This window comes from Larkinella fluvii, assembly GCF_051857545.1.
Classification (GTDB): Bacteria; Bacteroidota; Bacteroidia; order Cytophagales; family Spirosomataceae; genus Larkinella.
Window position 1 is genome coordinate 808,318 of record NZ_JBPZHB010000001.1, and the last position, 14,804, is coordinate 823,121.

General features: G+C 52.1%; 13 protein-coding genes. 7 read left to right on the top strand and 6 right to left on the bottom strand.

Going from position 1 to position 14,804, the window contains the following annotated elements; all coding sequences use genetic code 11:
• The first annotated feature begins 209 nt into the window (after positions 1-209).
• Both ACS5NO_RS03140 and ACS5NO_RS03145 read left to right on the top strand, forming a co-directional pair.
• Complete coding sequence (locus ACS5NO_RS03140; RefSeq protein ID WP_439413793.1) at positions 210-2,591, top strand: ABC transporter permease; 2,382 nt, start codon at positions 210-212, stop codon at positions 2,589-2,591.
• A 127-nt stretch (positions 2,592-2,718) separates the two neighbouring features.
• Complete coding sequence (locus ACS5NO_RS03145; RefSeq protein ID WP_114409932.1) at positions 2,719-3,411, top strand: ABC transporter ATP-binding protein; 693 nt, start codon at positions 2,719-2,721, stop codon at positions 3,409-3,411.
• A gap of 9 nt (positions 3,412-3,420) precedes the next feature.
• Here ACS5NO_RS03145 and ACS5NO_RS03150 read toward each other — a convergent pair whose 3' ends face one another.
• Positions 3,421-4,242, bottom strand: a complete 822-nt coding sequence (locus ACS5NO_RS03150) for an aminotransferase class IV (protein WP_439413794.1) — start codon at positions 4,240-4,242, stop codon at positions 3,421-3,423.
• 67 nt (positions 4,243-4,309) lie between these two features.
• Here ACS5NO_RS03150 and ACS5NO_RS03155 point away from each other — a divergent pair, with 67 nt between their 5' ends.
• From ACS5NO_RS03155 to ACS5NO_RS03165, 3 genes are all read left to right on the top strand, one after another.
• Positions 4,310-5,827, top strand: coding sequence for a TolC family protein (locus ACS5NO_RS03155; RefSeq protein WP_439413795.1), 1,518 nt, complete (start codon positions 4,310-4,312; stop codon positions 5,825-5,827).
• Positions 5,828-5,935: 108 nt separating this feature from the next.
• Positions 5,936-7,354, top strand: coding sequence for an efflux RND transporter periplasmic adaptor subunit (locus ACS5NO_RS03160; RefSeq protein WP_439413796.1), 1,419 nt, complete (start codon positions 5,936-5,938; stop codon positions 7,352-7,354).
• Between the two features lie 182 nt (positions 7,355-7,536).
• A complete protein-coding gene (locus ACS5NO_RS03165) occupies positions 7,537-8,535 on the top strand; it encodes an NAD(P)H-dependent glycerol-3-phosphate dehydrogenase (protein WP_439413797.1) in 999 nt (332 codons plus the stop codon).
• Between the two features lies 1 nt (position 8,536).
• Here ACS5NO_RS03165 and ACS5NO_RS03170 read toward each other — a convergent pair whose 3' ends face one another.
• The gene (locus ACS5NO_RS03170; protein WP_439413798.1) at positions 8,537-8,926 is read right to left on the bottom strand and encodes an HIT family protein; all 390 of its coding nucleotides are present in this window, start codon (positions 8,924-8,926) and stop codon (positions 8,537-8,539) included.
• A gap of 96 nt (positions 8,927-9,022) precedes the next feature.
• Positions 9,023-9,496, bottom strand: coding sequence for a transcription elongation factor GreA (greA, locus tag ACS5NO_RS03175; protein ID WP_138994751.1), 474 nt, complete (start codon positions 9,494-9,496; stop codon positions 9,023-9,025).
• A 297-nt stretch (positions 9,497-9,793) separates the two neighbouring features.
• Here greA and fmt point away from each other — a divergent pair, with 297 nt between their 5' ends.
• Positions 9,794-10,720: a methionyl-tRNA formyltransferase gene (fmt, locus tag ACS5NO_RS03180; RefSeq protein WP_439413799.1), complete on the top strand. Its 927-nt coding sequence runs from the start codon at positions 9,794-9,796 to the stop codon at positions 10,718-10,720.
• A 3-nt stretch (positions 10,721-10,723) separates the two neighbouring features.
• Positions 10,724-11,218, top strand: coding sequence for a dihydrofolate reductase (locus ACS5NO_RS03185; protein WP_150879606.1), 495 nt, complete (start codon positions 10,724-10,726; stop codon positions 11,216-11,218).
• 3 nt (positions 11,219-11,221) lie between these two features.
• On the opposite strand, the gene ACS5NO_RS03190 is transcribed toward ACS5NO_RS03185, so the two are convergent.
• From ACS5NO_RS03190 to ACS5NO_RS03200, 3 genes are all read right to left on the bottom strand, one after another.
• A complete protein-coding gene (locus ACS5NO_RS03190; protein ID WP_439413800.1) occupies positions 11,222-11,821 on the bottom strand; it encodes a Uma2 family endonuclease in 600 nt (199 codons plus the stop codon).
• Positions 11,822-11,857: 36 nt separating this feature from the next.
• On the bottom strand, positions 11,858-13,933 hold the full coding sequence (locus ACS5NO_RS03195) for a BatA domain-containing protein (protein WP_439413801.1): 2,076 nt from the start codon (positions 13,931-13,933) through the stop codon (positions 11,858-11,860).
• A gap of 115 nt (positions 13,934-14,048) precedes the next feature.
• Positions 14,049-14,780, bottom strand: a complete 732-nt coding sequence (locus ACS5NO_RS03200; RefSeq protein ID WP_439413802.1) for a metallophosphoesterase — start codon at positions 14,778-14,780, stop codon at positions 14,049-14,051.
• Between the last annotated feature and the right edge of the window lie 24 nt (positions 14,781-14,804).

Sequence of the window (14,804 nt, forward strand, 5' to 3'; positions counted from 1 at the left end):
GAGTTGTGAGTGAAGAGTTGGCTGACGCATATAACTCTTCACTCATAACTCTTAATTCTTCACTCCCCTTCCTGTCCGTTTGTGAACAAAAGAGTGTCCGTCACCGGACACTCTTTTGTTTTTAATGCACGTATGGCGTTAATTATCAGCCTTTTGGTTTTCTGGCATAAGCCTTGAGTCTTTCTAGGTAGTCTGATCCTCTGAACGCCATGTTCCGCAATTACGTCGTCATCGCTTTTCGCAATCTCTGGAAACACAAGCTGTTTTCCGTCATCAATGTGGTGGGTTTGTCATCCGGCATCATGGTGTGTCTGCTGGCCTTGATCGATATCAAAGGCGCGTTTGATTATGGAAATTTTCATCCGAACCCGGAGCGAACGTACCGCATCCTGACCGATGTAACGAGTGGTGAAAATCAGGTAGTTGCTTATGCCAGCACGCCGATGCCGCTGGCCGGGGTATTGAAACGGGACTACGGATTTGTGGAACAAACCGCCCGCGTCATTCGCACGTATGCCGAGTTTACGGTCGATCGGAAAATGCTTCAGGAATCCTATTGTGCCGTCGATCCGGCGTTCTTTACGGTTTTAGGCTACAAACTGGCCAGTGGTCAACCGGCTATGGAACCCCATACCGCCGTGCTGACGCCCCAAACCGCTGAGAAGTTTTTTGGCCGGTCGAACCCAATTGGCAAAACCATCCACCACAAAGAATTCGGTACGATCACGGTGACGGGCGTGTTCAAGCCGCTGCCAATCCGTTCGCACCTGCGGTTTGGTCTGACACTTTCCATGGCGACGCTTTCAGCCGAAAACCGCAAGCAACAGACGGACTGGAAACACTATGCCGCCGGTTATACCTACGTCGCTTTGAAAAAAGGCACTTCGGTCGAATTGCTCGAAAAAGCGTTGCCCGCGATTGCCACACGTGCCACAAAAGACCTTCGGTTTACGTCCGAGAAAGGCTACACTTTTCGGGCGCAACCCCTGACCACGCTTTCTCCCTCGCGCAATGACCTGCAAATGGGCACCTGGGAGGTAAGCTGGGGCAAGCTGGCGACCGAAATGGCCGTTGGCCTGGTCACCTTGTTATTAGCGGTTTTCAACTACGTCAACCTGACACTTGCCCGGTCGCTGAGCCGCGCCCGCGAAGTCGGCATCCGGAAAGTATCCGGGGCCGTGCGCTGGCAACTGATGGCCCAGTTCATGGCCGAGTCGGTGGTATTGTCGGTGCTGGCGCTGGGTGTTGCCTATCTGCTCCTGTTGCTGATCGAACCGATGCCGTTTGTGCAGCAATGGCTCATTGGCGGGGTGCAATTGAATGGCACGATGTGGGCGGTTTTTGTCGGGTTTAGCATCACAGCGGGTTTACTGGCGGGATTCGTTCCGGCCCGGGTGTTGTCCGGTTTTCGACCCGCTCAGGTGTTGCGGAGCCAGACAGGCTTAAAGGTTTTTAAAGGAATTACCCTGCGGAAGTCGCTGATTGTCGCGCAGTTTTCGATTGCGTTAATTGCCATGATTGCGCTCCTGTCGATGGCGCGTCAACAGGACTACATGGCAACGGCGGATTACGGTTTTCGGAGTGAAGGCATTCTGAACATTCCACTACACGGAGTGCCGTATCAGCGGCTGGCGAATGAATTAAACCGGGTGTCGGGCGTCGAACGGGTGTCGGCCACGTCGGAGTTGTTTGGTAGCCACGGTGGCGATTTGATAAAAGCCCGCCGACAGCGATCAGGTGGCGATTCGGTCCTGATTTTCAGTTCTGCCGTCGATCAGAATTTTGTGGCCAACATGGATCTGACCTTGCTGGCGGGTGAAAATTTACCCGAAATGACCGCGAATGCAACCGGTGACGGTTCGTCGGGGCGGTTCATTCTGGTCAATGAAGAAGCTGTAAAAGCCTTTCGGTTCAGCAACCCGCGGGAGGTGGTAGGGCAGTCACTTTGGCTGAACGACAGCACGGAAGTACAGATTGCCGGCGTGTTGAAAGATTTTCGGTTTACGACGTTCAACTGGGCTATCAAACCGCTTATTCTACGGTATCAGCCGAAGGAGTTCCGGTATCTGAATGTAAAAATCGCTGCCGGTGCCGAAGCCTCCGCGCTGCCTGCTATTCAACGCATCTGGAAACGACTCAATCCGTATGAACCGTTTGCCGCGCAATGGTATGCTGATTTTTTATACGAACGCCATAGCCACGAGGACGATGTTGATTTCATGAGCCTGCTGACGGGGTTGGCGTTTTCCATTGCCTGTATGGGTTTGCTGGGCATGGTTACGTACACGACCGAAACGCGCATCAAGGAAGTGGGCATTCGGAAAGTGATGGGCGCGGAGGTGCGTCAAATTATCTGGCTGCTATCGTGGGATTTTGTTAAATTACTGCTCATCGCCGGAGGGATTGCCATACCGCTGGGGTATCTGGCCGGAATGGCTTTTCTGATTAATTTTGCTTATCATGTTTCGATCGGTTTTGAAACCCTGGGCGGCTGCATTGGTTTGTTGCTGGGGCTGGGTGGGCTAACCATCGGAATCCGGACTTACCGGGCCGCTTTGTCGAATCCGGCGGATAGTTTGCGGAGTGAATAAAAAAGTTAAGAGTTAAGAATTAAAAGTGAAGAGTTAAAAATACGTGTCGACGAATAACTCTTCACTCATAACTTTTAATTCTTAACTCCCAAAGGGAAGAGTTTACGGTTTTCAACTATACCAAATTATGATTTCACTACAGAACGTTTCCAAGTACTATCCCGCCGGTTTCGGTAAGACGTACGTGCTTCGTAATATCACGCTGGATATCAACGAAGGCGAGTTTGTCTCCATCATGGGGCCATCGGGGTCAGGCAAATCCACACTACTGCACATTCTGGGAATGCTGGAAGAGCCGTCGGAAGGGGAGTACCTGTTTTTTGACCAGCCGGTACAGAAATTGTCGGAGAAACGTCGCACCGAATTGCACCGGAATTACATCGGATTTGTGTTTCAGGCTTATCACCTGATCGACGAACTGACGGTATATGAAAACATCGAAACACCCCTGCTCTACAAAGGCATGTCGTCGTCGGAACGGAAAAGCCGGGTGGCCGAATTGCTCGACCGGTTTAATATGGTGGCGAAAAAGGACCTTTTTCCGTCGCAACTCTCGGGTGGCCAGCAGCAGTTGGTTGGTATTGCCCGCGCCGTGGCGTCACAGCCGAAGGTGATTTTTGCCGACGAACCCACCGGCAACCTGCACTCCGACCACGCGAAGGAGATCATGGACCTGTTTAAAAAATTGAACAAGGAAGACGGCGTGACCATTGTGCAGGTGACGCACTCGGAAGTGAACGCCGAATACGGCAACCGGATTCTGCGGTTGAAAGATGGCTGGCTGGAATCGTTTCAGGTGCCATCGCTGGAGCGGGAGTAAATAGCCGCGCTACAAATCCGCAAAAACCGGTCTGATTCGATTCATCAGCGTCTCGTCAAACACGGTTTCGCCAATGCGCCGAATCCACTGAATGCCGCTGGTGTTGGTGCAGAAAACCGCATCGGCCCTGGTGAGCACTTCGGGCAGGAAGAGTCCTTGCTGTACCGAAAGGCCGTGATTTGGCGCCAGCCGGATCAGTTGTCGGCGCAGAATGCCCTCGATGCAGCCACTGGCGGGCGATGGCGTGAAAAGCACGTCGCCCGCCAGCCAGAAGAGGTTCGATGCGATGCACTCCGCCAGGTGGCCGTGCGTATCCAGCAGAATCAGGTCGTCGGCCTGTTGCTGCTGCTTGGCAATCCCGGCCAGCACGTAGGGTAAGGCATTGAGGGTTTTATAGGCCGAAACCGCTGAGGGTGACAACCGGACGGCGTCGAAGAAGCCCGCCGTGGTTTTTTCGGAGAGGGCAAAATCCGAACCGGGTCGGGTGGTAATCAGGTAGTGGGTCTCAAAACGCGTTGGCGTGTATAGACCTCCGGTTTGTCGCCAGACCTGGAGCTTGATGCGCGAAGTCTGGTCGAGCAGGTGGTTGGCTTTCAGGAGTTCGATGACCTGGCTTTGGAGCCTGTCGGGCGTGAATTGGGGAGGCAACCGGAGTGAAAGGGCTTCCATTCCACGGGTGAGCCGGTCGTAATGATCCGGCCAGAACCGGACTTCATGGTGTTGGTAACGGAGGGTTTCAAACAAGCCGTCGCCGTACTGAAATGCCCGGTCGTTGAGGGGTAGCCCAACGGCGTCTTCCGGCACTACATCCCCGTTTAAAACCACGTTCATTTGCATTTTCACCGTTTATCTAAAATAGTTAATGAGTACGCAAGATACTTTGTAACATTGAACAACCATGAAGCGATTTACTATCAACAACGGTCCGGCGATCCGGTTTAGAACAACGATCCTGGCATCGCTACTGGGGCTCATCGTGAACGCAACGAATGCCCAGACAACGGTTCAGGCCAGCCAGACGGCTCCGGTTTCCCAGCGGTATTCATTGCGGCAATGTATCGACATCGCCTTGCAAAACAACCTGCAAATCAAGCAGGGCCAGTTGGATGTGCAGGGTAGTGCTTTGCAATTACGACAGTCGAAACTGAATCTTCTACCGAGTGCGAACGGTTTTGCGAATCAGTCGTTCAGCTCCGGCCGGAACATCAACCCGGTAACCAATCAATTCAGTACCTTGTCGATTCGGTCGAACAATTACCAGCTTCAGGGACAGGTAACGCTCTTCAATGGCTTCGCTTTGCAAAACACCATCAAACAGAACGACCTGTTTTTGCAATCGACCCAGCAGAATTTGAAGGCAACCCAGAATAACGTATCTATCCTGGTGGTGCAGAACTACCTGAACGTATTGACATACCAGGAACAACTCGACATTGCCCGGCGTCAGGTTGAAACATCGCGGGGTCAATTGGATCGCACGACAAAACTGGTCAATGCCGGAACGCTGGCGGAGGCCCAACTGTATGACCTGCGTGCACAGGTGGCTAACGATGAACTGGCGGTTGTGAATGCTCAAAATAACCTGGATCTGGCTAAGCTGGCGTTGTTACAGGCGATGAATGTACCCGCGGGCAGTAATGGCCTACCGGCACCGAGCACACTGGAAGTGGAAAAATACCAGCTTGATGATCCGACGCTGGAACCGTATTCGGCAACTGCACAGGCGGTTTATGAAACGGCTCTTCAATTTATGCCGGACGTAAAAGCCGCCGAACTTCGGGTGCGAAGCGATGCCGCAGGGGTAGCAGTCGCCCGGGCGGGTTTATACCCAACGCTCACGCTGAGCGGGTCGGTTAGTACGCTGTATTCAAATGTGGGGTTGCAAAAGCAGATTCCGGATGGACAAAGCCAGATCCGTATACCGATTATCTTACCGGACGGTACCCAGACAGAAATCATTACCCTTCAGGATAATTTCCGATCGGAAAATTATACGTATGGCCAGCAGCTCAACAATAACCTAAACAGAGGTGCTTCTTTAAACCTGAATATTCCGATTTTTGGGCGTTTCCAGGCCCGAAACCGGATTACGAGTGCGACAATTACCCAAAAAACGTCGGAGATTGCGGTTGATAATACCAAGCTAACGCTGCGTCAGAACATTGAAACCGCCTATACCAACATGCTGGCCGGTGCTAACCGCTACCGGGCTACCCAGATTCAGGTGGAGTCGCTGGAGAAAGCGTTCCAGGCGGCCGAAAGCCGGTTTAATGCCGGCGCGTTGAACTCGGTGGATTATAACATTGCCAAAAATAACCTGGATACCGCCCGCGCCAATCTGGTGCAGGCCAAATTCGACTACGTGTTCCGGACCAAGATTCTTGATTTTTACCAAAATAAACCGTTATCTTTTTAACGAATAATGGACAATGAATAATGAATATTGAATAATTTGCAAGTTCTGCCGTTCAGGCGTTTGCGTATTCCGTATCACATTCATGCTCATTATTCATTGTTCATCTCTATGAAACGCAAATCGAACCGCATCTGGTGGATCTTAGGTGGAATTGTTATTCTGCTGGTGGGGGGCCTGGTGGCTGCCAAACAAACGGGGCTGATCGGGAAGGCTAAACCGACCGAAGTGGATTTTACCGCCGTCAAAAAAGTAGACATCATCGAACGGGTGAGTGCTTCAGGGCGGGTGCAGCCCGAAGTGGAGGTGAAAATCAGCCCGGATGTTTCCGGTGAAATCATTGCCCTGTATATCGCCGAAGGCGATTCGATCAAGCAGGGGCAATTGCTGCTCAAAATCCGGCCCGACAACTACGAGTCGTTGCTGGCCCGCGCCCGCGCCACGGTCAACTCCAGCCGCGCGCAGTATCTGCAAACCAAGGCTCTGGCCGCGCAGTCGGAAGCCCGTTTGATACGGGCGAAAGCCAATTACGAACGGAATAAGAAACTGCTGGCCGACAAGGTAATTTCGACCTCGGATTTTGAACAGATTGAAGCCGACTACAACGTTGCCAAGCAGGACATCGAATCCGTTCAGGCAAACATCAAAGCCGCCGAGTTCAACGTCGCCGGTGCCGAAGCCGGTTTGCGCGACGCCACGGAAAACCTGCGCAAAACGACCATCTACGCGCCAGTGAACGGTACGGTTTCCAAACTCAATGTCGAATTGGGCGAACGCGTCGTAGGAACGTCGCAGATGGCTGGTACCGAAATGCTCCGGATTGCCAACCTTAACAACATGGAAGTTCGGGTAAACGTCAATGAAAACGATATTGTGCGGGTCAGCCTGGGCGATACGACGGACATCGACGTTGATTCGTATTCGACCACGGGCCGTAAGTTCAAAGGCATTGTTACCGAAATTGCCAATACCGCCAATGGATTGACCGGAACCGGAACCTCTGCAGCCAGCATGTCGACCGATGCCGTGACCGAATTTGAAGTCCGCATCAAGGTACTGAACAGTTCGTACAAAGATTTGATGGCGCAGCGGGCCAAACGCAGCTATCCGCTCAAACCGGGAATGACTGCTTCCGTTGAAATCATTACCGACCGCCGTCCGGGTGTGTTGGCTGTTCCGATTGCCGCCGTTACGACGCGCGGAGCTGCCCAGGAAGCGATGAACCGCAGCCCGAACGACAATAACGACAACAATAACAACAACGGAGACAAACCGGCTAATCAGGCTCCCGCCAAAAAAGAGGAGATCAAAGAGATTGTGTTTGTTCACCAGAACGGCAAAGTAGTTCAGCGGGAAGTCAAAACCGGCATCAGCGACTTTGAAAATATCGAAGTTAAATCGGGACTGAAAGCGGGTGACGAGGTGATTTCCGGACCCTTCATTGCGGTTTCGAAGCGCCTGAAAGACGGTGATCCCGTGGTGAAACGAGACCCGAACAAAGACAAAAAGACGGAAAAGCCGGAAGAATAACTTCCACTTGAGCGATACGGTTGAAAAAGCGAAAACGCCTGCCTTGTTAAAGGTGCAGGCGTTTTTCGTATTTTGCGGCCTCTAATGCTACAATATAGAAGAAAGACATGAGAGTAAAGACTGCTGAAGAGTTGTCAAAAGTCTCATTTCTCTATTCTTACCTCTATCTTCTCTACTAACTTATGAATCAACCCGCTCGGATTACCGTCGTGGGCGGTGGCAGTTGGGCCACTGCGATCATTAAAATTCTGTCGGAAGGAAACAACCACATTCGCTGGTGGCTGCGGAGCCAGCGCGATGCCGGGCATATCCGAAAGTTTCACCACAATCCGAGCTACCTCAGCGATGTTCAGATCAGTCCGCGCAAAGTGCGGGTCTGTACGAAAATCAAAGATGCACTCAGCACCAGCGATTATATTATTCTGGCGGTTCCGGCGGCTTTTGTGAGCGACGCCCTGCAAGGTGTCAAACCGGAACAACTGGCGGGAAAAAGCATCGTTTCGGCGATCAAGGGCATGATTCCCGAAAAAAACCAGTTGATTACCGATTGGGCCGAGCAGGAATTCGGGGTGCCGTCGGGCCGGATTGCGGTCATTGCCGGGCCGTGTCACGCGGAGGAAGTGGCCCTCGAAAAGCAGTCGTATCTGACCATTGCTTCGCAGAACCTGGATTTTGCGTCGGAAGTAGCGCAGTTCCTGAACGGCCGGTTTGTGCAGACCTCGGCGCTCGACGACATCTATGGCGTGGAATACTGCGCCGTGATGAAAAACATCATCGCGCTGGCCTGCGGCATCACGCACGGGCTGGGCTATGGCGACAATTTTCAGGCGGTTCTGGTGTCCAACGCCATGCAGGAAATCCGGCGGTTTGTCGACCGGGTGTATCCCATGCAACGCGATCTGAGCGCGTCGGCTTATCTGGGCGATCTGCTCGTAACGGCCTATTCGCCTTTCAGTCGCAACCGGACGTTCGGGCATCTGATTGGCCGGGGCTACAGCGTGCAGTCGGCCCAAATGGAAATGAATATGATTGCGGAAGGGTATTACGCCGTGAAGAGCATTCACGAAATCAACCAACAGTACAACGTTCTGATGCCGATTATGGAAATGGTGTACACGGTCTTATACGAAAAAACGTCGCCGGTTGTGGCGACGAATGCGTTAAAAACCGTATTGAAGTAAGTTAGAGAAAACTCCGGATGCGGGCGGCTATTTCGCTAAACTCTTCCGGGCTCACTTTCAGCTTGTTGTTGAAATTCATGTCCGCCATGCTGTTGATCGGAATGAGGTGGACGTGCGCGTGCGGCACTTCCAGACCCACCACCGCCACGCCAATCCGCTGGCAGGGAACGGCTTTCTCGATCGCGGGCGCAATCTGTTTGGCAAATTTCATCAGCCCGAGATACAGCTCATCATCCAGATCAAAGAGATAATCGACCTCTTTTTTCGGAATGACCAGCGTATGTCCCTTCACCGTTGGGAACACGTCCAGAAAGGCGAGGTAATCGTCGGTTTCGGCAATTTTGTAAGCCGGTATTTCGCCACTGACAATGCGGGAAAAGATGGAAGCCATGAGGGGAAGGAATAATGAACACTGAATGTTGAATACCGAATTACGATGTAGCTCCGCATTCGATCTGGATTCGAAACTCAGTGTTCATTTTGAAACTTATCGTCCGATTTCGAGAACTTCAAACTCCAGCGTTCCGGCCGGCACTTTGATTTCGGTGGTGTCGCCCACTTTTTTGCCCAGCAATCCCTTGCCGATCGGAGAGCCCACCGAAATCTTTCCTAATTTCAAATCGGCTTCTTCTTCCGACACCAGGGTGTAGGACATGGTCGCGCCGTTTTTTCGATTTTTTATTTTAACCGTCGATAAAACCGATACCTGCGAAGTATCGATCGACGATTCATCCAGCAGCCGGGCGTTCGAAACAATTTCTTCCATCTTCGAAATTTTCATCTCCAGCAATCCCTGCGCATCTTTGGCCGCGTCGTACTCCGCATTTTCGCTCAAATCTCCTTTGTCGCGTGCTTCGGCAATCTGGCGGGACATATCGCTCCGTCCTTTGGTCTTCAGGTCGTTGAGTTCAGCTTTCAGCCGGTTTAGACCTTCTTCAGTGTAATACGAAATTTTACCCATGTTACATCTACTCTATAAATTTCTTTGCCTTTGGTTTCGCTGCTCCCAAGACCCTACAATTCCCACTATAGCCGCTTATTTGGTGGTAAATGGCTACAAAAAAGAAAAGAACGGTTCGCTGACCGTTCTCCATACAAAATCTTGTTTCTTTGTAGGAAGCGTCAGGAGCCTTTCTGCGGAATTGTATGTATAGCTGTTCGACTACTCATAGTGGAACTCAGGAAGACAAAAATAACAATTCCATGGCATTCTCCCAATGTCCTAATCAGCAATTCGAGCAAATAACCCGTTACTGTTTTGAGAAGTGATTCTTTTCGCATCGTATTTATGGGCACGCCCGATTTTGCGGTCGCCAGCCTGAGCAAACTGCTCGGCGACGGCTGCCAGGTTGTGGCCGTAGTGACAGCGCCTGACCGACCTTCGGGTCGGGGGCAACAATTGACGGAATCGCCGGTGAAACGGGCCGCCGTTGCTGCCGGTATTCCGGTTTTGCAGCCCGAGAAACTGCGCGATCCGGCTTTTTTGGAACAATTGCAAAGCTACCAGGCTGATTTGCAGGTGGTCGTGGCCTTTCGGATGTTGCCGGAAGTGGTTTGGGCGATGCCCCGGATTGGTACCTTCAATCTGCATGGTTCTTTATTGCCGCAGTATCGCGGAGCGGCCCCGATCAATTGGGCCGTCATCAATGGTGAAAAAGAAACCGGTGTGACGACGTTCTTCATCGAAAAAGAAATTGACACCGGCCAGATGATTTTTCAGGAAACCGAACCCATTCATCCGGATGACACCGCCGGAACGCTCCACGATCGGTTGATGGAGAAGGGAGCCACGCTGGTGCTGAAAACCGTTCGGGCGATTGAAGCAGGTACGTATCCGCGAAAACCGCAACCGCAGGTTGGCGAACTGAAACTCGCTCCAAAAATCCACCGCGAGACCTGTGAGATCAACTGGTTTCAGCCCGCCGAAGCAGTTCGTAATTTTGTACGCGGTATGTCACCCTATCCGACCGCCTGGACGAAGATCAACGGGAAGGTGTACAAAATCTATGCGGTTTCGTTTGCGGATCATTCGCCCCTTCCAGCCGAACCGGGTGAAGCCTGGTCCGATGGCAAAAAAACGCTGCTCATCAAGGCTACCGACGGCTGGCTGTCGGTGGATGAATTGCAGGCCGAAGGAAAACGGAAGATGGCTGTGGAGGAGTATTTTCGAGGGAATAAAATTTAACGTATGCTAATCAGTTTAATTGCAGCCGTGGCAGAAAACGGCGTTATTGGTCAGGACAATGACCTGGTCTGGCGTTTGCCCGACGACTTTCGATACTTCAAACAAACGACATCCCATCACCCGATCCTGATGGGTCGCAAAACGTTCGAATCCTTGGGAAAACCGCTACTGAATCGGCTTAATGTCGTAATCACCCGCAATCCGGACTACCGGCCCGACGGTGTTGTGGTGGTCGATTCGTTGGAAAAAGCAATGGATGAAGCCCGAAAAACCGGTATCGATGAAGCCTTTGTGATTGGTGGTGCCGAAATTTACCGGCAGGCAATTGACTCTGCCGACCGGCTTTATCTAACCGAAGTGAAAGCCTCTTTTGAAGGCGACGCCACCTTTCCGGATTTTGACAAAAGCCACTGGCAGGAGATCAGCCGTCGGCATCATGCCACCGATGAGCGGCACGCCGTGGCGTTTGATTTTGTGGTTTGGGAGCGAAAACCGTGATCCTTAGCGTAGCAGGCTGAGATTGAACGTAAAATCTGGCAGTATGTTCTCGCCAGAAAGGGTGTTGTCGAAGCTTTGGATAACCTGCACCGAACCGTCAAACCGGTAGATTCGGACGGTTTCGGTTTTTGGGTCAATGAGCCAGGCCAGGCGGCAACCGTTGTCGATGTATTCACGCATTTTGTCTTCTGCCATGCGCAGGACGTCTGATTCGCTCATTAATTCAACGAGGAATTCGGGGCAGAGGGGCGGGAATTTTTTACGTTCGTCGGATGACAAGGCATTCCAGCGTTCAGCCGTAACCCAGGCCGCATCCGGCGAACGGACGGCGCTATTTGGCAGTATAAACCCCGTTGATGAATCGAACACAAAACCGAGTTTAGTACTCCGGTTCCAAATTGCTAAATCGGCATTCAGTTCGCTGTTGCGTTTTCCGGTTTCTCCGCCCGTTTGTCCCGTTACAATGATTGTTCCGTCGGCAGCGCGCTCAAATTTATGATCTGGATTTTCCTGACAGTAGTAGAAAAACTCATCATCGGTCATGGGACGAAAACCCCGGGGCATCTTCAGTACAGAAAACCCGTTGGTGAGTAGCATATTCATAGCCTGCTGAGTTGAATACGAAAATACGATTTCCGACTATCCTTTCATAAACCGGATCACGGCCACCTCGGCCAGCAGAAACGCCAGGGCGGCAATGACGAAATACTTCCAGAGATTGGTGCCCAGATTTTGCTGCCGGAGTTCCTCCACAAAATCATCGTCCTGAATGCTGTCGAAAACCGCCACATTGGGCTGGTTGGCAAAAATCCGGCGGAGTTCGTCGGGTTTGTAAAACTCCATCTGCGACTCCCGGTTGCCGTGGTTGAAAGCCAGCAGCTTCTCGGTTTTGCCATTCAACTGCAGTTCGTAATAGCCGGAGGCCAGTTGCTGTCCGTCGTTCAACTGATTGCTTTTCGGAAGTTCCATCAGCAGTTGTTGCCCGTTGACACGCTGTACGGGAATGATCTCCAGTTTATCCCGCATCAATTTATACACGGCATTGGGCGACGCATTGCTGACGGGGACTTCAATCGTGTTGTCATCGAACGAATACGCCGTGCGTTGTGGGCGAACGCTCTGGGCGGCAATTTTGTACATAATCGGCACAAAAAGAGCATGTTGGGCGACATTCCCGTATTCGACATTCAACGGGCTGGCAAAAATGTAAACCTGACCGGCTGTTGGGCCGCCCGTTCGGGATTGCGTCAGGTATGGGGTGCCGTTGCGTAGTGTCAGGAGCCGCTCACCCACCACACGCCATTGCCAGACCGGAACCGCATTCGGCAGGTTTTCGATGCCCTGTTGATTGGTCTGTTCAAAGATGTCGCGGAAAAACGGGTTCTGACGATTCGGAGCCGAAAGCGGCTGCTGGGGTGGCAGGGGAGGAGCCTGCGTTTGCAAACCGCCAACGCCTAAACCGGCAAAAAATGGCGACCAGGTGGCCGCATCCGGGGTGGTCGGCGGAATGATCACCAGACTGCCGCCCTGCCGCACAAACCGTTCGAGTTCGCTCCTCAGCGTTCCATTCACCTGGTTAACGCCCTCCAGAACCACCAGATCGGCGGTTTTCAACTGTCCTACGTCCACGTTTTGCGCATTGAAACTCCGGCGAACAAACAGGCTGTCGTTGCCATAAACATTCTCGACGTAATTGGCTTCCGATTTCTGGTCGAACAGGTGCAGAACCCGAATCGAAGGCGATGCCTGAATGACAAAGTAATACTCGTTATCGAACGTAATCGGGTAATCTTCGAAGGTGATGCGCCCCCGGCGGAACCCTTTCTGGGTCACGTTAAAATTGAGCGTGGCTGTAGCGGCTCCTTTGCCCGGCAGCGTGACTGAAGCCGTGGAAACCTGCGTCTGGTCGATGAAAAGTTTGATGGGTAAATTGCGAACCGATTCATCGCCACTGTTCCGGACGCGTACGTTGAGTGTGTTGTTTTGCAGCTCCCGAATGAACGGCGTACTGAGCCAAACCGAGTCGACAAAAACGTTTTTGGTCGGCTGGGTTTCCAGCGGAACGAGAAAAAGCCGGTTGGTGGTGTCTATTTTCAGGCGGGACAAATCGCCGGTGGTGCTTTTCTGAAAGTCGGAAAACCAGAACAACTGGTTGGGGCCGGTCGGATTGTGTGAGGCAAGGAGGTTCAACTGCCGGCGGTAGACATCGGGCAACGTACGGGGCGTGTGGGCAAACCGGACGGTGGTGACGCGGTCGCGCAGGGCGTCGGCGGTTCCGACGGTTTGTTCCTGGCTGCTGAAATCGTTGGTGACGAGTTGGAGTGAGGTGGCGTTGCGAAACAAACCCAGCAGTTGATCCAGTTTGCTGGTTGCGATATCCAGATACCGTTTCTCGTTTAATTCATTCTGCATACTGTACGAATTATCGAGGTACAGACTCGTCAGACCCTTCCGCGACAGACCCAGCTTGCTTTTACTGGGCAGAAATGGTTGGGCAAAAGCCAGCACCAGGCAGATTACAAACAGCGACCGGAACAGCAGAATCAGGTAATGTTTCAACCGCCGGAACGACTTGGTTTCGGTCTGGACAGTTTTTAGCAGGGCGACGTTGGTAAAAAACACCCGGCGCGTCCGGCGAAAATTAAACAGATGGATGGCGACAGGGACAGAGACCGCCAGGAGCCCAAAGAGAAACGAAGGATATAGAAAACTCATTCAAACGGGTCGTTGTAGCGATTATTTTCTTTAATAACGGCCAAATAAACCAATGTTGTTCTGACCGTTACGAATTTAACAAGAATAGCACGCGGATAACACGAATTGGCTGGATTTACCCGGATAAATCGACGAACGCCTGATTTATATCGCCGAAATCGATGATGTAAAAAGCATCCTGCGTCTGTAAAACATCGGTGTACGTAATCGAACCGGTTTTGCCGCCAATGGTGGTAAATTCCGGTACGGGCGTATGGCCCACAATCTGGTGTAAACCGGGCAGGTAATCCGTCGATGTTTCGCGTTGATCGGCCCAGAGTGGCCCACCGGCCTCGTCAAAACCGCCCCGCAGGCTGCTGACATCGAAGAGCGACGTTCGCAACATCCGGTCCTGGTGCATTGTGTTCATCGCATCGGCCAACAGATCCAACGCATGCAAATTTAGTTCCAGTTTTGGATCGCCTTCGGGGATGTGGGCCAGCCAGCGATTCGTCACGCCCGCGTGGGTAAACAGATACGAACCTTCCTGATGGGCAATCTGAAACAGGGATTGATGTTTTCTGAACAGGGAAGTCAGTGCGGGTTGCATCGACGGCCGAAAACCGGAACAGCGGTAATGCGGGAAATGCAGGTACTGGGCATCGTGGTTGCCAATGAGCAGAATAACTTTATCGGGAGCCTGCTGTTTGAGCCGGATAATTTGGGCGAGATTTTCTAAAATAGCCGCATCAGTCAGGTCGTAGCTGTCGGTATAATCGCCCAGAAAGATCACCTTATCGTAGTGCCCGACATCGATATGAAGCCAGTTGCTGCGTCCGTGGAGGTCAGAGATTGTAATAATTTTCATGGAACTCCAATATATCGAAAAAGC